Below are 21,079 nucleotides of genomic sequence, written 5' to 3'. Positions count from 1 at the left end.
CCGATATTTAGCCTACCATTAGCATCAGATACTGCTGTGTAAACCGGAGACACATAGCCACCTTTTTCAAACCATTGGAAGTAGCCTCTTACCCCTTCAATTGGTTTGAATTGTTGACCTGTTGCATCAGCTAAAGGAAGGTTTAGGTCTCCACCTGTTTACACACCGACAAAGGCGTGAACAGCATCTCTGGCATCGTTGCCAACGTCTGATTCTTCTGGCTCTGATGCATTTCTTGTTGCTGTACTGCCAGGTTCTTGTGCAAATACATTCAATGGTAATAGAGTTACTACCATTAATACTGACATTATTAGGGCGAGGGTTGGTCGCCACAAATGTCCTTTTGAATTTGTCATAATTCTTCTCCTTTTCTCTTAAATTTAAGAAGACCGGGGCTTGTGGCAAGTTTTTGCCTGTGTATTAGCCTGTCTTCTTATTTATATATTTATATTTATAGCTAGTCTTTTTATGCTGAATTTTATTTGTCAATATTTTCAAAAACAAAAGTAAGCATCAAAAGACATACTAACTAGTGTTTAGTATAACACAAGATGTAGGGTATGGCAAAGGTTGATTTAAACTTTTTCCAGTTAACTTACTTGAGATTTTTAGGCATTTGAAATTATTTTTTTTAAAATATATCTCTATAATTATTTTTATCTAAAAATTTCTATAAAATTTTATTTTCCTTTAATAAATATCATTTTATCTGTATATATAATAAGTAAATTATTTTTTAATTTATATAAATATATATTTTTATCGCAACTAATTATTTCTTTGTAACATAAGCTTAATATACCCGTTTTTTTATAAATGTGGTATGAGTTGATGAATCGATGGAAAATAATCTTTTATTGTTGAGCAGGTCGCAGAATAATCTTTTTGTAGAGGTTGATTCTATAAATCTTGACAGCGTCAGCATCGAGCGACGCCGTCAAGTGGCGACCATTACAGGATCGCCGTTACGCCACAGCCATAGCCGAGCGAGTGAATATTTTGTACAACTGAATAATATTTATTTTTATTCATATTGGGTATGAAGTGGATAGATAAAGGAGGGTTTTATGAAGAAGATTTTAATTACCATGCAGGTGCCTGAGCCTGTGGTGGATGAACTGAATAAGGATTTTGAAATTGATTATAATGATAGTTTGGATTTTTTGGACAGGGAGGATTTGATCAAGCGGGCCAAGGATGCAAGTGCCCTACTCGTCCCTTTGTCTGAGAAGATTGACAGGGAGATTATTGAGGCTTGCGATAATTTGGAAATCATCACTAATTTTGGTGCGGGTTTTGATAATATTGATATCAAGGCGGCGGCCGAAAAGAATATTGTGGTTACAAATGCGCCGGCAAAGTTCTCGACTCAATCGACTGCGGAGATTGCCATTGGTCTAATCATAGATGTTATGAGAGGGATTACTCGGGGCGAAGATTCTTTGCGCCAAGGAAATTTTAAAGGATGGAAGCCGACCTATGGTTTAGGGCCATCGGTCGCTGGCAAAACCCTGGGAATTTTTGGTATGGGTCGGATTGGCCAAGCTGTGTGCAAGAGGGCCAAGGCCTTGGAGATGAATGTGATTTATCATTCAAGGACACGTTTGGACGAGCAAAAAGAAAAAGAATTAGGTGCGACTTATGTTTCTTTTGATGACCTCTTGGAAAAATCTGATGTGATTTCCCTTAACTCTTCATATTCCAAAGATCTCCACCATTTGTTTGATGCGGATGCTTTTAAACAAATGAAAGATACTGCTTATTTGGTAAACACTTCACGGGGGCCGATAATAGATGAAGAGGCTTTGGTCAATGCACTAGCAGAAAAGACAATCGCAGGTGCAGGCCTGGACGTTTATGAATTTGAACCGACCGTCACAGAGGGTTTACTAAAACTCGACAATGTGGTCCTCTCCCCCCACCTGGGCAATGCGACCATAGAGGCACGGGAGGAAATGGGGATGATTGCAGCGAAGAATATTGGATTGGTTTTAAACGGAAAAAAGGCGGAGAATAAGGTGAATTAAATTATGTAAGGGACCGAAAGGTCTCTTTTTTGTGTAAATTAGTGGGCAGAATGCGATTGATGAATACAATTAAATTGCAATTATTAAAAACCATCTGCCGTATAAGGGCCGAACACCTCATCCCGTAAACGGGAATCGGGTCCGGAATGGCCACCATAAAGGATGGCCGCTACCTACGTTCTTATCAATATTCATTATATTATTTACATTGAGTCTTCATATATTATTCGTCAATATTCTTCGACCGCGGGGCATCGAGAGCCCACGCGGCCGATATGTCCGAAATAAATCGGACTCTACAACGTTCTGAAAAATATCCGTAGGAGAAATGTATTCATCCATTACATAGTGAGTTCATACTCTTATTTGTTCTTTGTGCTTGAAGTATGGCCTTTACTGTGGTATTATAAATATATATGTATAAGGAGGTATTATGTTAAAATCTATGGACACACTTGTATCTCTTGCCAAGAACAGGGGCTTTGTCTTTGCGGGCAGCGAGCTTTACGGCGGCTTAAGCAATACATGGGACTACGGCCCGGTGGGGGTACTTTTAAAAAATAATATAAAGAATGCTTGGTGGCAAAAATTTGTACGCGAAAGCCATTTGAACGTTGGTATTGACGCTGCGATTTTGATGAATCCAGAAGTTTGGAAGGCCAGTGGCCACTTGGGATCTTTCTCTGATCCGCTTATCGACTGCAAAGCTTGTAAGGCTCGTTTTAGGGCGGACAAGTTGATTGAAGATTATGCGCAAGAAAATAATATTGAAGGCATCAATCCAGATGGCTGGACCAATGAGGAGTTGGAATCTTATATCAGGGACCACAATATCGTTTGTCCAAAGTGCGGCAAGCTGGATTACACAGAGATTAGACAATTTAATTTGATGTTTAAGACTTTCCAAGGGGTTACCGAGGAATCTGCATCAGAAATTTATCTAAGACCGGAAACTGCCCAAGGGATTTTTGTAAACTTCAAGAGCGCCCAAAGGACTTCCAGAAAGCAAGTGCCTTTTGGTATTGCACAGATTGGTAAGTCATTTAGAAATGAGATTACACCTGGCAACTTTACCTTTAGGACTCGGGAGTTTGAGCAAATGGAATTGGAATTTTTTGTAAAACCAGGTACTGATGATGAGTGGTTTGATTATTGGAGGTCCTTCTGCAAGGATTGGCTACTATCACTCGGCATGAGAGAGGATATGATGCGTCTACGCGACCACGATCCTGAAGAGCTATCCTTCTATTCAAAGGCAACCACAGATATTGAATACCTCTTCCCATTTGGTTGGGGCGAGCTCTGGGGTATTGCTAACAGGACTGACTACGACTTGTCCAAGCACATGGAATGCTCTGGCGAGGATATGAATTATATGGATCCGCAAACAAACGAAAAATATATTCCTTATGTAGTTGAGCCATCACTGGGTGCAGACCGTGTTACTCTTGCATTTTTGGCAGACGCTTACAGGGAGGAAGAATTGGAAGACGGTACGACAAGGACTGTTTTGAAATTCCACCCACGCATTGCCCCATATAAACTGGCAATTTTACCGCTGACCAAGAAATTATCCGACAAGGCTGAAGAAGTCTACAAGGAAATGGTCAAGTACTTTGACTGCGACTACGACGAAAGAGGATCCATCGGCAAACGCTACCGCCGTGAAGACGAAATCGGTACTCCCTTCTGCCTAACCATCGACTTCGACACACTTGAAGACGACACAGTCACCCTAAGAGATAGGGACACTATGGAGCAAATCAGAATCAAGATTTCTGAAGTTAGGGAGTATGTGGAAGAAAGAATGATGTTTTAATTTATGAAAAAGGAAGAATATCTCAGCAAAAAACGCGCTTTGGAATTGTGGGATCAAGGCATCATAGATAATTTTGAGCCCGGAACCGTAAAATCCTTGCAAGAAATTCACGAATATTTGTTCAAGGATGTCTTTGATTTTGCAGGGCAAATTCGTGACGTGAATTTATCCAAGGGAAATTTTAGATTCGCGCCAGTCTTGTTTTTAAATGATAATTTAAAAATAATAGAAAATATGCCCCAGGAAAATTTTGACCAGATTATAGACAAATATGTAGAGATGAATGTGGCCCATCCCTTTCGCGAAGGCAATGGACGGGCGACAAGGATTTGGTTGGATTTGATTTTAAAAAATCAGATTAAGAAATGCGTTGATTGGTCCAAAATTGACAAGGGCGATTACCTATCCGCCATGGAAAGGTCGCCGGTAAATGCCCTGGAAATCAAGACCTTGTTAAGAGATGCCCTTACCGATAAAATCGATGACCGTGAGGTTTATATGAGGGGGATTCAAGCATCGTATTTTTACGAAGACCAAAGTGAATATAATATTTATGATATATAGGCGAAAAATAAAAGAGACCGAGTGGGTCTCTTTTTTGTGTACATGTTATATGGTGGCAATATAATTGATGAATACAATTATATTGCAATTATAAAAAACCATTTGCCGTATAAAGGCCGAACACCTCATCCCGTAAACGGGAATCGGGTCCGGAATGGCCACCATAAAGGATGGCCGCTACCTACGTTCTGAACAATATTCATTATAATATTTATATTGATCTATCATAGTTTTGTTCCACAAAAAATAGGTGCTAAGATCTAACACCTATTCACTTTCTATTTTTCTTTTAAATTTGCAGCCTGGGCCTGGAGTTTTTCAGCTATTTTTACTACGGCTTCACAGACTGGGAGGTCTTTGTAGTCTTTATTGGTTAGCTCTTGTCTGAAGGTTTTGTCTAGTTTATCAATCTCCTCTTGGTCTTCAGAAAGTTTTTCTATCAATGTATTCATGACTGCATTATAATAAGCATTGAGTTCTTCAAAAGTAAGGTCTGAGAACTTTCTGGTATCGTAAGCTGCGTGGTTGGAAACGGTAAAGGTATCTTTGAAATCTTGGACTGTGGCTTTTGGATTCATGCCATCAGTTAAGCCATCTAAAATTTTTTTAGGATTTTGCTTGTCCTCTTTGACCCCTTGGAGGGCACCGTCAACCATTTCAATGACTCTGTCATCAGCCTCATGCTCTTTGTAATATTCTGATTCTTTGGAAGCTGTGGCAACTCTTTCAATTTCTTTAATAATTTCAGATACCAATTTTAATTGGTCCTCTGTTGATAATTCTAAGACTAATCTCTCATCCTTTGGCAAGCGTTTAAATTCGTCTGCCATTTTATTTGTATTGCAAGCCGTGAACAATAGTGCACAGGCTAGCATTATCGCTAATACTTTTTTCATTTATTTCTCCTTGTATGCTTGAATGTGTTTTTCCATATCGTCTGTCATGTCGGCGGTGATGGCAAAAAAGTCATCACCCGGATAGATTATATGCTTGACCCATTCTTTTTTTATTTGCCAGAGGTTGGCCTGGACTTTGAAGCAGTCCCATTCGTCTATATCAAAAATCCTCTCCCATGAATCGACAATTTCCCTTTCGATTTCGGGATACATGCCCTTGTAGCGGCCGTCGATAAAATTGAATTTGTCCTTGCAACCCAAAGCCTTGATTTTCTTTTCAAAGCCCTCTTCATCGGCCTGGTCCTTGCCTATATATAAGTTGTTTAATACATAGTCCCATTTGATTGACGAAAAATACATCACCTGGTCGCTGGGAACTTGCAAGCAATAAATTACTGATTTTTCTACGGGCTTGAGGCAGTTTTCCTTGCTGACCGAGCACCAGATAGGATAGGCGATCCCGTTTGGCCGGGGCACAATTTTTTCTGCCATTTCGACAAATTTATTGTACTTGCGGGAAAAAAAGGGCGCAATATCCCCCATGTGAAGATCAACATAGAGCTGCTTGTTGGTCATGACTCCCTTGGAATTTAATTCATGCAAGGAATTTTCGTGCTGCCTGGTATAGAGGTTTACCAAATCCATGGGCCACCTATTTATTGATTAGGCCGACTTTATCCAGCAAGTGGAAGATAAGTGATAATACAACTGCAACGACAGATGCGAGTACCATACCTGATAGGTTGATGGCTCCCAGTTTTATGGTGAGTCCGCTGAGTCCAGTTGTAAAGATTACAGATGTTAAGATTAGATTTTTTGCATTTGAAAAATCAACTCTTTGGTCGACCAAAAGTCTAAGTCCACTTGATCCAATCATACCGTAGAGCAAGAATGTTACTCCGCCGATTACATCACCAGGTATAGTGGAAATCAAGGCTGAGAGTGGTCCAATAAAGGCCATTATAATTGAAATAACTGCAGCTCCTGCAATAACTTGAACTGAATATACGCCAGTAATTGCCATAACGCCGATATTTTCTCCGTAGGTTGTGGTTGGTACACCGCCGATTAGTCCTGAAAGTGCAGTTGAAAAGTTGTCTGCAAAGATGGACCTGTGGAGGCCTGGATCTTTGATCAGGTCTCTTTCGATTATGTTTGATGTAACAACTTGGTGGGAAATGTGTTCGGATAAAATTACCAGGATTACAGGTAGCATTGTGATAACTGCTTCCATGGAAAATTTTGCCAAATGAAATTCAGGCAAGGTGAAGAATTTAGCTTCGGCTACTGGTGTAAAATCAACCATGCCCAAGGCGACTGATGTGATATAGCCCACGATAATTGCAATTAGAATTGGAATGGTTGCCCAGAATTTTTTGAAGCAAACTGAACCAAAGACAGCTGTGAGTAAGGTAACTGCAAAAACTGCTATGTGTTTGCCATTTACTGATTCGGTTAAAATTTCTGCGCCGATTGCCCCGCCCCTGATGGTTAGGCCGACGAGTTCAAAACCGATGAGGGCAACTACTGCACCCATGGCGGCTGGCGGCAGGACGACGTCAATCCATTTGGTTCCGTATTTTTTAATTATAAAGGCAATGATCATGCCAATAATTCCCACGACTACAAAGGCGCCTTGGGCGTATTGCAAACCCTGTTGGGCTATAATGGCTGTGCCTGGTGCCAAAAAGGCAAAGCTGGATCCCAAATAAGCTGGAGCCTTGCCCTGGGTAATCCAAATAAATAATAGGGTTCCGATTCCATTCATAAGTAAAACGATGCCGGGGTTGATGCCAAAGATTATTGGCACGAGGACCGATGCCCCAAACATGGCAAAGGTGTGTTGGATTGAAAGTGGCACCAAGAGTTTTGCTGGCACCTTGTCTTCGACTTGGTAAATTTTTCTCATAATAGTCTCCCTTCGAAAATTATTTTAAAAAATAGAGCCAGGTTAATGGCTCTATAAATTATATTTCTTTGATGGCTTCTAGTATGCCTTCTTTGAATGGTTTTTCATTAAAAGTAACCTCTCCTGTGCCACCGAAAATATCGACTGCAATTTTAAAAAAGTTTACGATTAATTTATTGTCTTTGGTTGTGTATGTTTCCGTTGTGCCTGGAACAAAGATTAAATCGACTTCTTCAGCACCAGACTTGGTGGTGATGTCTGCGAGCTCTCCTTCAAAGGAAAGTTTTTTCATTGGGTCGATCATGGCTTGCATAACGCCAAGGTCTTCCATCATCCACATATTGTTGTTCCAAAATCTCTTTTCTTTGGCTGAACCGCCGTTTAATAATTCTCTGTTTGAAATAGCTGATAGGACACGTCTGACCGCTTGGTCGTCAAAGTCTGCATCATAGATGAGTTTCATCTCGTCTCTGTCAGCAACTGAAATAATGTAAGGCTCTGCAACCTTTTCACGCTCAGCTACGCTTGACCAAAAGAAAATCATCATCTCTACTACTTCAAAATTTACATTAATCTTCTTCAATCTTCTATCCTCCTTATATTGTGAGGCCCAATTTTGATGAGCCCTTGCTTTTTCAATCTGCCAATGGCTCTTTTAAAAGCTTGCTTGCTTAGACCGAACCGTTCGTAGATTTCTTCCGGACTTGACTTGTCGCCGACAGGTAGATCCGGATGCTTTAATAACTCTTCCATTATTATAACGGAATCTTGGTCAATCTGCAAGTGGGCCCTCTCTCTAAAGGATAAGGTCATCTTGCCATCTGGCAAAACTTCTGCAACGCGTGCTTCTATGTGGTCACCGATTTCGTAGGCACGATTTACTTCTCTTTGACGAATCAAGGAATCGTATTTGTTGTCAACGGCGACAAAAACTCCCAGGCCTTTTTTGATTGAATAAACTGTGCCAGATACATGGTCGTTTTCTTTATATTCATGGTCAGGGCTCAAGGCCTCCGCCACTTTCATGGACCCGTAGAGTCTGCCCTCGCGGTCACGCTTTATGGCCACCGCGACCATATCCCCTTTTTTAACATTGGGATATGAGTGGGCAAAGGGCACGAAAAGATCGCTTGGCATATTTATATCTAAAAAATATCCAAACTTGGTCTTGTCGCAAACCCTGTAGAATCTGAGCTCGCCTTCATGGGGCAAAAAGTCGACGGGCACGACTGTGCCTGCATTTTTGTCGGCGATTTCAACTTCGATTTCATCGCCCAGGTCCACATTTTTAAAGGTTCCCCTTAAAAGGGTAAAATCGTCACCCTTTACGTTGACGATTGCACCCTCATTTGTAAATTTTATAATTTTACCTATCATTAAACTTCGTAAATCTCGTCTATAATTGTACCGTCGCGGTATTGGCTATAGCCGATGACTCTCCTTCCTTCTTTAGGATTTATTTTAAAGTCGCCAATATATGAATCTTGAATCTTCTTTAATTCGCTGATGGTCATATATTTTACATTTGCTTCATCAAGAGCTTTTTTGATGTCGTCTCTTCTATCGTTAACGGCAACTCCCCTTTCTGTTACCAAAATATCAATGGTGGAACCTGGAGTTGTAATTACGCCAACGCGGTCGACAATTGTAGGAATTCTGGATTGGAAGAGTTTTGAAACGATGATGCTGACCTTGGCACCGTAAGCTGTGTCTTGGTGGCCGCCTGATCCGCCCATAATTACTCCGTCGTGGCCGGTCATAACGTTTACATTAAAGTCAGTATCAATTTCAGTTGCGCCAAGGATAACAAAGTCCAGGCCATTTACGATTGCGTCTCTGTCGACTGAAGCGTATTTTTCAGCGGACATGGAGATGTGCCTGTCGTCTTCTTTGATATTTTCAGCTGAGACTAGGTCAAAGCATTGGACGTCATAAATTCTGTCGAAGAGTCCATCTTTCATCATATTTACAAGGTCGCCTGTAACTCCGCCTGAGGCAAAGCCACCCTTGATTTCGTTTTCCTTCATGTAGTCGCCCAGGAATTTTGTAACAGCAAGGCTGACTCCGCCGGCGCCTGATTGGTAGTTCATGCCGTCTTTTACCAGACCAGTTGCAACCATAACTTCAACTGCCTTTTGAGCAATTCTAAGTCCAACTGGGTCCTTGGTTATACGTGTTGTACCTGAAACGATTCCCTTTGGATCACCGATTGAGTCGACCTTTAAAATGTAATCGATTCTTTCGCTTGGAATTTCTGTGTGGGATTCAAGGTCCATAAGAGTATCTGTAATGGCAACTCTCTTCTTGGCCATCAGTGAATCTGCAATTGCATATCCAAGTGTACCGCAGAAGGCGTTTCCGTCAACAGCGCTTACATTGCCGCGAATGTCGCAAGCAGGTGAAGCAATAAAAGCTACATCGATTTTTACATCCCCATCCATAATGGTCTTGGCACGTCCACCGTGACTTTGCATGAGGACCTTGCCCTTTAAAGCGCCCTTTGAAATGGCCTTGGCAACATCGCCTGACATATAAGATGCAACTACATTTGTAATTGTACCGTCTTCAATCATAGGAATGATTGGTGCATGGCATGGGAAGATTGATGAAGCAACCAAAGTGATGTCTTTGATTCCACGCTTGTGGACTTCTTCCATAACCATATTTAATACATAGTCACCATTTCTTAGGTGGTGGTGGAAGGATAAACTTGCTCCGTCTTTGATGTCGAGTTTATCAAAGAGCTCGTCAAAATTTTCTACAAGTTTATTTTGTTTAATAGTTTTATCTGGAGAATAATTCTTTTCTAACTTAATATCATTAAATAAGTTCATTGTATTCCTCCTTAAAGTTACCTGAGGCTACAAGATTGTCTCTTGCCCTTAGGATAACTGGCTTATCTACCATCTTGCCATCGAGTGAGAAGGCTCCCTTGCCTTCCTTCTTGGCAGTTTTTAGAGCTTCAAAAACTCTAAAGGCGTGTTCTATATCTTCCTTGGATGGGGAGAAAACTTCGTTAACGATGTCAACGTGACGTGGCGAAATAAGTGCCTTACCTGTCATACCAAGAGCCTTGGCATAGAGGGCATCTTTTCTTAGTCCGTCTGTGTCATCTGTATCTGTCCAAGGTGTGTCGATTGCTTCGATGCCGTTGGCCTTGGCAGCTGCAATTACCTTTTGTCTGGCGTATTCGATTTCCTTGGATTCCTTGGTTCTCTTTACACCTAAGTCCAAAGTCATATCTTCTCCGCCTAATAAAAATCCGCGCATATGTTTGGCTTCTTTGGCAATTTCAAAGCAAGTTTCAAGTGAGATTGCAGTTTCGATAATGGAATAGTATTTTTTATCTGTTCCTTCCAAGAAGGCGTCGAGTTCTTTAACAAAACTTATTGTAGCCTTTGGCAAAACGAAACCCTTGATGTCTAGGTCAAGCATGGCCTTGACATCGTCTTCGAAAAATTCTGTATCTGGGGCGTTGATTCTGACAAAAATATCTTGGTCGCCCTTTTTGTTCTTTAAAAATGATCTGACCAGGTCTCTGGCAGCGTCCTTGTTGTCAAGGGAAACTGCGTCTTCCAAGTCGATTATATATCCGTCTGCTCCAAGCACTTCTAGGCTTGTAAGCATGCCTGGGTTGTTGCCAGGTATAAATAAAAGTGTCCTGTATTTCATTATAAAGCCCTCTTTACTGCAGTTTCTACTCTGGCGCTAATGGTAAAATCCAAGGCGCCCCTATCGTCGATTCTAATTTTAGCTTTATCAATATTTAAATCCTTGAGTGTTTGTCTGACTACATTTTCAATTTGGTCTTTGAAAATATCTTCAACCACGGATTTAATTTCAATGATAAGATCATCGGCAGGTTCGATTTCTACGATTAGGTCGTTACTTTCAAGTGAACCTGCACGGCCTGTCTTAACTATTTTTGTTTCCATGCTAGATACTCCTCTACTCCCATTTCATAAAGGTTGTTGCCCTTGCTGTCGATAATAACTGTTGCTGGGAAGTCTTTGACAACTAGTCTTCTGACAGCTTCAGCGCCAAGGTCGTCGTAAGCGATGATTTCGCATTCCTTGATTCTATCTTTGATAATGGCAGCTGCTCCGCCAATTGCAGCAAAGTAAACTGCACCTGTTTCTTTAATCTTATCTATAACTTCTTGGTTGCGTCTGCCCTTGCCGATCATGCCAATGGCACCCAAGTCCATCATGATTGGTGAGAATGGGTCCATACGATATGAACTGGTTGGTCCAGCGCTGCCGATAACTTGACCAGGAGCTGTAGGAGTTGGCCCTACATAATAAATGCATGCTCCCTTTGGATCGAATGGGAGGTCGCGGCCAGCTGCGTGGTCATCAACGAGTCTCTTGTGAGCAGCGTCACGAGCTGTATAGATAACGCCAGAAATTAAAACGTTGTCCCCTGCTTTAAGGTCTGCAAGTTTTTCTCTTGTAAATGGAGTTTCAATTTTAATCATTATGCACCTCTCTTAAAATACCTTGGTTTCGTGTCTAACTGCGTGGCAGTTTACGTTGACAGATACTGGTAGGCCTGCAATATGAGTTGGATATGTTTCAATAAGAACTCTAAGGCATGTGGTCTTGCCACCAAAACCTTGTGGTCCAATGCCAAGCTCGTTGATTCTTTCTTCGAGTTTGATTTCAAGGTCCTTGTAGAATTCATCAGGATTATATGAATCCATTGGTCTCATCAGAGCTTTTTTGGCAAGGACTGCTGACCTGTCAAAGGTTCCGCCGATGCCAACGCCAAGTACGATTGGTGGGCAAGCGTTTGGTCCTGCCATGGCTGCTGTTTCGATAATAAAATCAACAACTCCGTCAAGGCCATCAGCTGGTCTTAACATTTTTTGTCTGGACATATTTTCACTGCCGAAACCCTTGGCTGCAACAGTAATTTCAAAATGATCTTCTTCAGGAACCATATCATAATAGATAACGCCTGGAGTATTGTCCTTGGTATTTTCGCGTCTAATTGGATCTTTGACCATGGACTTTCTTAAGTAACCTTCTTCGTAACCTTGTCTAATGCCTTCGTTGATGGCGTCTTCGATAAAGCCACCCTCAATCTTAACATTTTGACCCATCTTTACAAAGACAACAGTAAGACCTGTATCTTGGCACATTGGAATGGATTTATTTTCTGCCAATTCATCGTTTTCAATGATGGTTGATAGAGTATCTTTTGCAAGTTGCCAATCTTCAGCATCTCTTCTTTCTTTTAAAACTTTCATAACATCGTCTGGAAGCACAAAGTTCATATGTATACACATATCTTTAACTGCTTGTGTTATATCTTTTGTATTAATAACTTTCATTAAATACCTCCCATTAGTAATAGAGGGCTTTAAAATAAAGCCCCCTATATATTTTTAATATTTATTTTGCTTGTCTCATTTTAACTAGGCGTTCAACCCTGGACATTTCGTTGTTTACAAGCATGATACCTTCGTCAACACCCATGCCTGGTTTAGCAAGTTGTTGGAGGGCACCTGTTGCCATTGAAATGTTTGTTAGGATTTCTGCTGAACGGCTTGTTTCGTTACATGTACCGCCGCAGTAAGCACCAACATTATTGTCTTTGCAGTATTTAACAGCTTCGATTGTGTTGTTGATACCACCTAGGTCAGGAGTTTTAATTTGAATAACATGACCTGCTCCTGCGTCAACAAAAGCTTTGATGTCTTCAAGTGTGTTGCACCATTCGTCAGCTACAAGTTCAACCTTTGTTCCGTCAGCGTCAAGTCTCTTGGTTAGGGCTGCTAGAACTTCGATTTGTTTGTCCTTGTCACCCATATCCATTGGTCCTTCGATTCTGATAGCAAATGGTTTTGCAGCAGCTTCAACCTTCTTCATGTATTCAGCCATCTTGTCTACATCGTTGCCTGTGAAGTCACCGATTGTGCCGTAAACGTCGATGTGGAAGATTGGGTTGTAGTCTTTTCTTGCTCTGTGTTCGATAATTCTATCTCTTAGCCATTCGATGTATTCGAGAAGTAATTCGCCGTTTTTACCTGTCTTTTCTTCAACGTTGTTGAAAAGTCCGTGTGGTAGAACGTCTGCTTCTTTGATGATCATCTTGTCAGCGTTTGAATATCTATCGTCACCTGATTGAGCAAAGATTGGAACTCTCTTGATTTCTTCGCCTGTCTTGTATTCGTCGCGAACAACTTCAGCTCTTGTGACGTGTTTTGCTTTTGCAACTGCATCTAATAAAGCTTGGGTAATTCCGTATCTGATAGCTGTGTGAAGTCTGTGGCCGTCTACATGTAGGTGGTCAAATTCTTCAGCTAATTCTTTGAATGAATTCAATTCTTTGCCAATTAAGTGGTCTCTGATTTCTCCTTCGATTAGAGGGATATAATCTTCTGCTAGGAATAGTGGGTCACGTCCGCCTGCTCCTGAATATTGAACTGCTGCACAATCACCAAAGGCAACTTGGCCATCATCCAAAATTAGCATTACAGAAATTGATTCGCCAGGAATTCTGATTTTTGTAAAACCTTCTGTTTGTGGTTCTCCAACATAGAACATTCCGTCATGTCCTGCACCCATCTTGATTGCTTTTTGGTCGTCAAAGTAAAAACCTGTTTTACCGGCGCTTGCTACTACATCAACTATTTTCATAATACATACTCCTTTTTTTCTTATAAAATTATTTATTGGTTTGATTTGGTCTGCCGATTAGCTTACCAAAGCCAACTGCAAATATATCATCAACGGTCATTTGGAAGCTAACATCTCTGTTTTCATCCTTACCACGTCTTTCGAGTTTTGACCTGTTAATGTCTTTAATTTCCTTGGTAAATGGAATATTACCAGTTTCTAGATATCTTACACAGCCTTCAAAGTCTCTGGCTGGCATCATAAGTCCCTTATTATATTTTGAAGGTCCGAATGGAATATCAACAATACCTGCTTCGAAGCCCTTAACAGTACCAACTGCTAGGTCGCCCATGCCAAGTTCAAATAATTTGTCTAACATGCATTTGGTTTCAGCCTTGATGAGTTCAATTTCTTCTTTGAGTCTATCACTCATTGGAAGTTTTTGTCCTTCAAGCATGTTTAGAACCATCTTGGTTGCCTTGATACCATCTGCGTTTGCTTCCTTGGTTGGGATACCGATAGCTTCATGTGGAGTCTTAACTATAACTTTTGTTGCTCCAGCTAAAGCTGCAGTCGCACTACCCCATGAGATAACGCCAAATGCCTTGGCTTCGTCTTGTGGGAAACCGCCCATCCATTGGTGGAAAACCGTTGTAATAACTACATCATTGTAGCCATAGTGCTTCATGTATGCTTCTGTTTGTTCTTCAAGAGCTCTAATAGCAGCTACGTCTTGGATTAAGTTACCGCATTGGCCGTAACCAACTGTGATACTCTTTACACCTTGTTCAGCAGCTAAAAGTGCTTCGATAATTGCAACTGCGTTTGAAGTACTTGGTGGGCAAAGTGTTCCTGTTAGAGGTCCGAATGGTTCTCTGTTGATTTGAACACCGTTTTCTTCATAGAAGCCAACAAGTCTGTCGCAATATTGCCAGTCATATAAAGATTTTTCGATTGAAACAGCTTTTGCATATGGAATGTTGTAAGAGATTCCGCCACCTTCGTTGGATGTAAATCCACCAGCATGCATGATTTCTGCAAGTAATCTGGAGTCAGGTGTACCGTGTCTCATTTCAACTGGAAGGTCCACAGCTTCTACAACTCTTCTGGATCCTGCTACCCCGTGGTTAACACCTGGGAAACCGTTAAGTAATGAACGGCCAGCTTTTTTAGATTCATCAATACCCTTTTGGCATTCTTCATATCTGTTTTGTCTGGAATAAGCGTCAATTGTACTTGGTAGAAGGTCTGCTCCACCTTCATCTTGCAAGTGCTTCAAAAGCACAATGTGGTCTTCAATAAGAGCAACACCAGCTCTTGGTTGGGCAAGAGTTCTGCCTTCTGCTTTTGCTTTTTCAAGTTTCTTAGCAAAGTTTTTGCTATCTGGAAGAGCCTTTAAGTAGTCGATTGCCTCTTGTAGGTCAACATCCTTACCTGTTGGCCAACCATTCAGAACTTCTTCTCTTAAGTCGAAAAATTCTTCATCGGTCCATCTTTTATTTTTTAAATTCATATTATCTCCTCATCGTCTAATGGTGGCAGTTAAGTTGTTCTACATCAGTATACTCAGGCTCGTCTACATCGAAGCCCACAGTGTCAACTCCACCTAAATCTATAATATATTTCTTCATCATCCTAATTGCCATATTCTTGTCAATCATAGTTAACAATCCCATGCTTGATAGAATATAAGACTTATCCAAATAGAGCTTTGGTTGCCTTGGCTTTAGACTATTTAAATCGTCTGCCCTAAACTGAGCTGCCTTTAAAATTTCTGAATAATTCTTTGAGTTTACGATAACTCCGCCAGTACCAATAATGGTCTTTACCTCGCTAAGGTCCTTGCCCCTTTGTGAATAGACAACTCCCATAGGTGAGTAAACTGGCTCAACAACTCCAGCGTGGCGTTTAACTGAGAGGTCCACGCAAATCTTTGCAATGGTCTCATCAAAGTCAATGTCCTTTTGATCAGTTGAAACAAAAGATGTATTGGTATAGCGTTTCATAAATTCGCCTTCAACATCGATGCCACTTGTATCCAAGTAGCGTCTAACCATTCTGTTGCCTGCAGCTTCATAAACGCTCATGGCTGAGTAACGCATGCCCAAGTCACCTTCAACAGTCCTCTTGGCATAAGGTTCTTCCAAACCAACGGTAAATACGCCAGGCTTGGTTGGGTCCCCGTAACCAAGTGAGTGAATGTCTGTTGTAGCTCCTCCAACGTCAACCACAATCAAATCGCCAATTCCCTCTTCGTCATTGGTTCCTTGAGCCAAAGCCTCAGCTGCCTTCAAAACAGATTGAGGTGTAGGCATAGCAACTTGTGAAATCTCATCTTCCACATTTGCCATACCCCGGGCATTGGTAATGTTTTTCATAAAGATCTCACGGATTTCTTCACGAGCAGGATCAACATTGATTTCGTTTAACTTTGGCATGACATTTTCGGTAAAATAATAATCTACCTTGCCATCAAAAATCTTTTTAATTTCATCATAAGCAGCCTTGTTGCCAGCGACAACTATTGGAAACTTAACTCCATGGTCGGCAAGACCTTGGGCGTTGTGAATAATAGTTTCTGAATTTCCACCGTCAGTTCCGCCAGCCAGTAGCACTATGTCTGGGTTTAATCTCTTGATTTCGTCAAACTCCATATTATTTAGCTTGTAAGCGTAGTTTGCAATAACCCTGGCACCAGCTCCAAGTGCAGCCCGCTTTGCAGCCTCTGCAGTCAGATCAGGCACAAGGCCAATTGAAACCATCTTTAGACCGCCAGCCGCTGATGAACACGCAAGCTTCTTAACCACCTCATAAGGTTCCTTCACTTGAGCGTTTAATGCTTCAAGGGCCTTTTGATACCCCTCGGTAACATCAGTGGCAACAGTCGTATAGCTCTTGGCCGTTGCAACAATTTCTTCTTTTTCAATGTCTACTAATGTAAGTTTCGTAAATGTGCTACCAAAATCTAAAAATAGATAAGTTTTCATCTCTTTAATAAGTCTTCCTTTTAATTATTGAATCTTCAAGTCTTCTCTTAAATCTTTGATTGTAGTTTCTGGTGAAGTTCCTGGTGGATAAACCCTGTCGAAGCCCATCTTGATAAATCTTTCTTTAACTTCGTCCCAGTTTTGCTTACCAACAACAACATTGCCACCGATGTATAAAAGCACATCGTCAAGACCTGCTTCATTCATCTTGTCTCTCATGCCCATAACGTCAAGTTCGCCTTGACCATAAAGGGAGCTAACGCAAATAACATCAGCGTTTGTTTCAACTGCGGCATTGATGAAGTCTTCTTGAGGAGATAATACTCCGATATTAACAACTTCAAAACCCGCCTCTTTAAATGCATGGTCCAGGATCTTTAGTCCAACTGCGTGACAGTCAGAACCAATAACACCTAAAACCATAACTGGCTTTTTGTTTTTCATAATGACCTCCATATAAATAATAATTTTACCTACAGCTTAATTTTACCTTGAATCCAAGATAATTTCAAGCTCCTTTTGGACAACTTTTTAGCGAAAGTTCGTCCTAAAAAAATATTTTGCAGCATTTAAAATGCAACTTGCAAAAAAATTGCAATTTTGCAAGTTTAATGCAAATTTTCTTGAAATTTTGCAAGTTTCCAAAAAAAACTTGCAAAAAAAGTGAATAAAATTTTTAAAAAATTTTATTATTTTTCTTGCAAGCACAAATTGAAATTATTTTGTAAAAACAAAATAATAAAAAAAGAACCGCTCATAGCGGTCCTCTCTTCTAAAAATTCAAGACTAATATCTTCTCATTTCCCTTTGGAATTTTATTTGGTAAAGGTGGTCTATATATTTGTCGTTATTTAGTATGCCCTTGTACCATTTTACTTTTTCGACTGGCATGCTTGGTCCGTCATCTTCGATTGCGTGGTTATACCATTCGTAATCCGTTCTTTCTTTGTCCTTGTATTTTACAGCGTAGGTGTTAGCTGCTGTTAGAATTTCATAGTAGGACCACATGTCTTTGTCAATGTCTTTGAATGTCTTGAGATTTTTCTCAGTATCCTTTTTATCTTTTAGAATTTGTTCTATATATTTTTTATCTGTTGGTCTGCCAAAGGCTTTATTTAGGATTGTGGCTACTTCCTCTCTGCTGATGACTGCATCTGCATTAAAGTTTGCCCTACCGTCTTTGTAGAGTTCTAGCCATTTTTCTTCGTAGGCTGCTTGGACTTCTGGTTTTGCCCAGTGATCAAATTTCATTTCAAAGGCATTGCCTTCTTTGTTTATGAGTTTTTGGAAGCGGGAAATTGTTGCAATTAATTCTGCCTGTGTAATTTCTCTTTCAGGTTCAAAGGTTCCCATATCTGTTCCCTTAAAGACTCCTGCTTCTGTTGTGGTAAGAATTGCTTGGTAATACCATTTGTCTGATCTTACATCTGGATATGGATTGTAGTCGCCGTATGTTTTGTATCCGTCATAGGCAAGAGCCCTGGCAAATATTTGTGCCATCTCTGCCCTTGTGATACCTTTCTTTGGCATGAATTCATTATTTTCATTACCTTCCATATACCATCTGTACACATCTAGGTCCCTTTCAACTGGCTTTGCTTTTTCTGTTTCGTAGTAAAAGTATCCAGGATCGTATGGTTGTGGTTCTGGTTGTGGTTCTGGCTCCTCTGCCTCCCATTGAGCATAAAGAATTTTATTGCTAGAAACTTCTATTTTATCTCCTTCTTTATAAACAGTGCCCTTTCCATCAGCTTGAGTGTTCCATCCTTTAAACTCAAAACCTTTCTTGGTAAGTCCTGTTTCCTTTATTGACTTAACATTGTGCTCAGTCGGTATAATTTCATCATCTTCAGATTTAAGTTCTTCGCCATAAATTTTTTCTGCTGGACTTCCACCATTAGAATCATAAATAACTGTAACTAAAGGATTTACATAGTAGACATCGTAGTTGTTTAAAAGGCTGTCAACTTTTTCGTAAGTCTTCATATCAGCTTTAATAGCACGAAGTTGTCCCATTAGAGAAGTTGTTTTAAATTTAAGGTCAGGGAAATCTTTGTAGTTAGTAGGTGGGTTAAAGTATCCGTCACTTGCAAAGTTTTTGTCGAACACAACATCATCTGCAATAGTTAAGTTTTTATATTTTGTTTTTTCTGCAGGATTTGCTTGTGAAAACTTTTCAGTAACTATTGCGCCACCTCTTTTTGCCGAGTTCTCTTCAAATTTGGAGTTTGTTATATTTGCTGTTGCATTTTTTGTAATGTACATAGCGCCACCATATTCAGATGCGTTATTTTTATTAAAACTGCAACCATTAAAATCTACTGTACCTGCTTGTAGAACTGCCGCTCCTCCTAAACCTGCGGTGTTGTTTTCAAATGTATTTCCGTTAGCTTCGATAGTTCCATTATTTTTGACACTTTCAACCATGAATGTGCCGGCAGAAGTTACATTATCTTCATTTTTACCGTTGTTTTTAAATGTATTACTTGTAATAGCTACACTTGAATCTTTTAAATGGAAAGCAGAAGAAAATCTATCCGCAAAATTTTCTTCAAAGGTGTTACCTTCTATAACTCCTTCTACTCCTGTTATATTCAAAGCTCCGCCATCTTTCGCCGTATTTTTAATAAATGTATTACTTTTTATGGAAACATCCTTGCCTCCATTTACAAAAAGTGCACCGCCATGTTTTACAGTGTTTTCATTTGTTGCACTGTTGTTCTTAAAGGTACAGTTTTCGATGGCTGCATTATCTGCATCGTAGGCAAAAATTGCTCCTCCATTACCGGAAACATTGCCATCAAAAGTCGCATTCTTCACACTTACTTTATTAGTTGTGACGATAGCGCCACCCCATCTATCAGTACTTTTATTATTTTCAAAAGTTCCGCCGGCAATAGTTAATTCACCGTAGTCTGAAGTTGATGAAATTGCTCCGCCGTTTTTTGCTTCATTGCCTTTAAAAGTTCCACCATTGACAGTTAACTTACCGTAGTTAATAATGGCTCCGCCATATTCCTTTGATGTGTTTCCACTAAATACTACACCCTCATTTATAGTAAGCTCATTTGAATTATATATAACTCCGCCAGACTTTGCCTCATTTTTATTAAAGCTTGCTCCTGTTATGCTAGCTATTGCATTTTGACCGAGTCGAATAGCTCCTCCGTTTGTTTCTGCTTTATTATTTTCAAAAACTCCACCAGTAATATTTAATTTACCGTAAGATGCAATAACTCCACCTTCTTTAGAAGAGTTACCCTTAAATGTACCTCCGGATATATTTAATGTTCCATAAGAGCCAATAACTCCGCCCCGTTTTTCACAAGAATTTTCTGTAAATGTCCCTCCGTTGATATTTATGGTTGTATCTTTAGAATTATCACCAATAACTCCGCCAATTCTTTTGCCTGTGTTGTTTTGAACAATAACACCCTCTTCAATATTTAGAGTAGCCGAGCCTGTCATATATATTGCAGGTCCATCTTCATTTTTTGTATCTACAAAATTTTGAATAGTTGCTCCACTACCTAGAGTGACTTTGCCATTATTAGAGATAAAAAAACATTGGGTAGTTTCACTCCCATCTAAAGTAATATTATCAACAGTCAATTCAGCATCTGTTTGAATACCTAGTAATCCCCTAGTACCTTCTCTTTTCAAAGTAAAAGGGCCACCTTGACCAGATGTTAATCTAAATTTACTATTTGTTCTATAATATCCACCCATTTGATCTGCTGGTACAACTGCATCATTATTAAGATATATAGTATAGAAAGTAACTTTATCATTTACGTCCATAGAGCCTACGGCATCATAAAATTTATCAAATGCTCCTACTATTTGCTCTGTATCTCCTACTTTTTTCGTAACAGTAAATGTTTTGTTCCCATTTCCTTGTACACCATCTAAGATTTCTCCTTCTGAGATTTCCAATTCATTATTATCAAAAGAATTTTCATGGGCTTCAGTTGAATCATATCCTTCTGTTTCCAGCCTCCTGTCTTCAAGAGGTTCTGGATCTGGTGTGTCTGGTTCTTCTTCAATAATTGGATTAGAATCATCCAGCTCATTTATATTTACATCATAGAAATCACTTGCAAGTGCAAATATATTTGCTGCAGATGTGAACACAAATGCCAAAGTCAATAAGTAAATTATAACTTTATTTTTCATATTATCCTCCTTATGTTTAATAAATATAACAGATTTTCTATCTATTCTATAAATTAATTATACCCTTATTATTCCACA

The 21,079-nt window shown here is 39.9% G+C and carries 19 protein-coding genes; 3 read left to right on the top strand and 16 right to left on the bottom strand.

From position 1 onward, the window contains the following. Positions 1 to 158 precede the first annotated feature (158 nt). Positions 159 to 308: a hypothetical protein gene (locus AC6FXG_RS00180; protein ID WP_500571079.1), complete on the bottom strand. Its 150-nt coding sequence runs from the start codon at positions 306 to 308 to the stop codon at positions 159 to 161. Between the two features lie 759 nt (positions 309 to 1,067). Here AC6FXG_RS00180 and AC6FXG_RS00175 point away from each other — a divergent pair. The 3 genes from AC6FXG_RS00175 to fic all read left to right on the top strand — a co-directional run bounded on the left by AC6FXG_RS00175 (position 1,068) and on the right by fic (position 4,410). After that, positions 1,068 to 2,027, top strand: coding sequence for a 2-hydroxyacid dehydrogenase family protein (locus AC6FXG_RS00175; protein ID WP_500571078.1), 960 nt, complete (start codon positions 1,068 to 1,070; stop codon positions 2,025 to 2,027). 433 nt (positions 2,028 to 2,460) lie between these two features. Beyond that, positions 2,461 to 3,846, top strand: coding sequence for a glycine--tRNA ligase (locus tag AC6FXG_RS00170; RefSeq protein ID WP_500571077.1), 1,386 nt, complete (start codon positions 2,461 to 2,463; stop codon positions 3,844 to 3,846). Between the two features lie 3 nt (positions 3,847 to 3,849). Continuing rightward, positions 3,850 to 4,410 carry a protein adenylyltransferase Fic gene (gene fic, locus AC6FXG_RS00165; protein ID WP_500571076.1) on the top strand — a complete coding sequence of 187 codons (561 nt, stop codon included), beginning with the start codon at positions 3,850 to 3,852 and terminating at the stop codon, positions 4,408 to 4,410. Between the two features lie 278 nt (positions 4,411 to 4,688). Here fic and AC6FXG_RS00160 read toward each other — a convergent pair whose 3' ends face one another. The 15 genes from AC6FXG_RS00160 to AC6FXG_RS00090 all read right to left on the bottom strand — a co-directional run bounded on the left by AC6FXG_RS00160 (position 4,689) and on the right by AC6FXG_RS00090 (position 21,001). Continuing rightward, positions 4,689 to 5,306 (bottom strand): hypothetical protein, encoded by a 618-nt coding sequence (locus tag AC6FXG_RS00160; protein WP_500571075.1) that lies wholly within the window; start codon positions 5,304 to 5,306, stop codon positions 4,689 to 4,691. Continuing rightward, on the bottom strand, positions 5,307 to 5,951 hold the full coding sequence (locus AC6FXG_RS00155; protein WP_500571074.1) for a DUF3841 domain-containing protein: 645 nt from the start codon (positions 5,949 to 5,951) through the stop codon (positions 5,307 to 5,309). A 7-nt stretch (positions 5,952 to 5,958) separates the two neighbouring features. Further along, on the bottom strand, positions 5,959 to 7,215 hold the full coding sequence (gene uraA / locus AC6FXG_RS00150) for a uracil permease (RefSeq protein ID WP_500571073.1): 1,257 nt from the start codon (positions 7,213 to 7,215) through the stop codon (positions 5,959 to 5,961). Positions 7,216 to 7,273: 58 nt separating this feature from the next. Further along, positions 7,274 to 7,798, bottom strand: coding sequence for a TDE2712 family protein (locus tag AC6FXG_RS00145; protein WP_500571072.1), 525 nt, complete (start codon positions 7,796 to 7,798; stop codon positions 7,274 to 7,276). After that, a complete protein-coding gene (locus AC6FXG_RS00140) occupies positions 7,795 to 8,592 on the bottom strand; it encodes a S1 RNA-binding domain-containing protein (RefSeq protein WP_500571071.1) in 798 nt (265 codons plus the stop codon). The genes AC6FXG_RS00145 and AC6FXG_RS00140 overlap by 4 nt, the downstream gene beginning before the upstream one ends. Further along, positions 8,592 to 10,049 (bottom strand): citrate lyase subunit alpha, encoded by a 1,458-nt coding sequence (gene citF, locus AC6FXG_RS00135; protein ID WP_500571070.1) that lies wholly within the window; start codon positions 10,047 to 10,049, stop codon positions 8,592 to 8,594. Before citF ends, AC6FXG_RS00140 begins: the two co-directional genes overlap by 1 nt. Continuing rightward, positions 10,036 to 10,887, bottom strand: a complete 852-nt coding sequence (locus tag AC6FXG_RS00130; protein WP_500571069.1) for an HpcH/HpaI aldolase/citrate lyase family protein — start codon at positions 10,885 to 10,887, stop codon at positions 10,036 to 10,038. Before AC6FXG_RS00130 ends, citF begins: the two co-directional genes overlap by 14 nt. After that, positions 10,887 to 11,150 (bottom strand): citrate lyase acyl carrier protein, encoded by a 264-nt coding sequence (citD, locus tag AC6FXG_RS00125; RefSeq protein ID WP_500571068.1) that lies wholly within the window; start codon positions 11,148 to 11,150, stop codon positions 10,887 to 10,889. The genes AC6FXG_RS00130 and citD overlap by 1 nt, the downstream gene beginning before the upstream one ends. Next, a complete protein-coding gene (locus AC6FXG_RS00120; protein ID WP_500571067.1) occupies positions 11,135 to 11,692 on the bottom strand; it encodes a Fe-S-containing hydro-lyase in 558 nt (185 codons plus the stop codon). Before AC6FXG_RS00120 ends, citD begins: the two co-directional genes overlap by 16 nt. A gap of 12 nt (positions 11,693 to 11,704) precedes the next feature. After that, positions 11,705 to 12,550: a fumarate hydratase gene (locus tag AC6FXG_RS00115; protein WP_075573946.1), complete on the bottom strand. Its 846-nt coding sequence runs from the start codon at positions 12,548 to 12,550 to the stop codon at positions 11,705 to 11,707. Positions 12,551 to 12,611: 61 nt separating this feature from the next. Next, the gene (locus AC6FXG_RS00110; protein ID WP_500571066.1) at positions 12,612 to 13,859 is read right to left on the bottom strand and encodes a methylaspartate ammonia-lyase; all 1,248 of its coding nucleotides are present in this window, start codon (positions 13,857 to 13,859) and stop codon (positions 12,612 to 12,614) included. Between the two features lie 28 nt (positions 13,860 to 13,887). Next, positions 13,888 to 15,351, bottom strand: coding sequence for a methylaspartate mutase subunit E (locus AC6FXG_RS00105; protein ID WP_500571065.1), 1,464 nt, complete (start codon positions 15,349 to 15,351; stop codon positions 13,888 to 13,890). Positions 15,352 to 15,367: 16 nt separating this feature from the next. Next, positions 15,368 to 16,825, bottom strand: a complete 1,458-nt coding sequence (glmL, locus tag AC6FXG_RS00100) for a methylaspartate mutase accessory protein GlmL (protein ID WP_500571064.1) — start codon at positions 16,823 to 16,825, stop codon at positions 15,368 to 15,370. Between the two features lie 24 nt (positions 16,826 to 16,849). Next, on the bottom strand, positions 16,850 to 17,269 hold the full coding sequence (gene glmS / locus AC6FXG_RS00095) for a methylaspartate mutase subunit S (protein ID WP_500571063.1): 420 nt from the start codon (positions 17,267 to 17,269) through the stop codon (positions 16,850 to 16,852). Positions 17,270 to 17,611: 342 nt separating this feature from the next. Further along, complete coding sequence (locus AC6FXG_RS00090) at positions 17,612 to 21,001, bottom strand: S-layer homology domain-containing protein (RefSeq protein ID WP_500571062.1); 3,390 nt, start codon at positions 20,999 to 21,001, stop codon at positions 17,612 to 17,614. Positions 21,002 to 21,079 lie beyond the last annotated feature (78 nt).

The organism is Ezakiella massiliensis (genome assembly GCF_059862345.1).
The sequence above is the reverse complement of the archived record's forward strand: the minus strand, read 5'-3'. Positions and strand labels throughout refer to the sequence as shown.

Bases quoted from the DNA above. Each gene is read 5' to 3' on its own strand.
- AC6FXG_RS00180 (WP_500571079.1), bottom strand. From the start codon at position 308: ATGTCAGTATTAATGGTAGTAACTCTATTACCATTGAATGTATTTGCA.
- AC6FXG_RS00175 (WP_500571078.1), top strand. From the start codon at position 1,068: ATGAAGAAGATTTTAATTACCATGCAGGTGCCTGAGCCTGTGGTGGAT.
- AC6FXG_RS00170 (WP_500571077.1), top strand. From the start codon at position 2,461: ATGTTAAAATCTATGGACACACTTGTATCTCTTGCCAAGAACAGGGGC.
- fic (WP_500571076.1), top strand. From the start codon at position 3,850: ATGAAAAAGGAAGAATATCTCAGCAAAAAACGCGCTTTGGAATTGTGG.
- AC6FXG_RS00160 (WP_500571075.1), bottom strand. From the start codon at position 5,306: ATGAAAAAAGTATTAGCGATAATGCTAGCCTGTGCACTATTGTTCACG.
- AC6FXG_RS00155 (WP_500571074.1), bottom strand. From the start codon at position 5,951: ATGGATTTGGTAAACCTCTATACCAGGCAGCACGAAAATTCCTTGCAT.
- uraA (WP_500571073.1), bottom strand. From the start codon at position 7,215: ATGAGAAAAATTTACCAAGTCGAAGACAAGGTGCCAGCAAAACTCTTG.
- AC6FXG_RS00140 (WP_500571071.1), bottom strand. From the start codon at position 8,592: ATGATAGGTAAAATTATAAAATTTACAAATGAGGGTGCAATCGTCAAC.
- citF (WP_500571070.1), bottom strand. From the start codon at position 10,049: ATGAACTTATTTAATGATATTAAGTTAGAAAAGAATTATTCTCCAGAT.
- AC6FXG_RS00130 (WP_500571069.1), bottom strand. From the start codon at position 10,887: ATGAAATACAGGACACTTTTATTTATACCTGGCAACAACCCAGGCATG.
- citD (WP_500571068.1), bottom strand. From the start codon at position 11,150: ATGGAAACAAAAATAGTTAAGACAGGCCGTGCAGGTTCACTTGAAAGT.
- AC6FXG_RS00120 (WP_500571067.1), bottom strand. From the start codon at position 11,692: ATGATTAAAATTGAAACTCCATTTACAAGAGAAAAACTTGCAGACCTT.
- AC6FXG_RS00115 (WP_075573946.1), bottom strand. From the start codon at position 12,550: ATGAAAGTTATTAATACAAAAGATATAACACAAGCAGTTAAAGATATG.
- AC6FXG_RS00110 (WP_500571066.1), bottom strand. From the start codon at position 13,859: ATGAAAATAGTTGATGTAGTAGCAAGCGCCGGTAAAACAGGTTTTTAC.
- AC6FXG_RS00105 (WP_500571065.1), bottom strand. From the start codon at position 15,351: ATGAATTTAAAAAATAAAAGATGGACCGATGAAGAATTTTTCGACTTA.
- glmL (WP_500571064.1), bottom strand. From the start codon at position 16,825: ATGAAAACTTATCTATTTTTAGATTTTGGTAGCACATTTACGAAACTT.
- glmS (WP_500571063.1), bottom strand. From the start codon at position 17,269: ATGAAAAACAAAAAGCCAGTTATGGTTTTAGGTGTTATTGGTTCTGAC.
- AC6FXG_RS00090 (WP_500571062.1), bottom strand. From the start codon at position 21,001: ATGAAAAATAAAGTTATAATTTACTTATTGACTTTGGCATTTGTGTTC.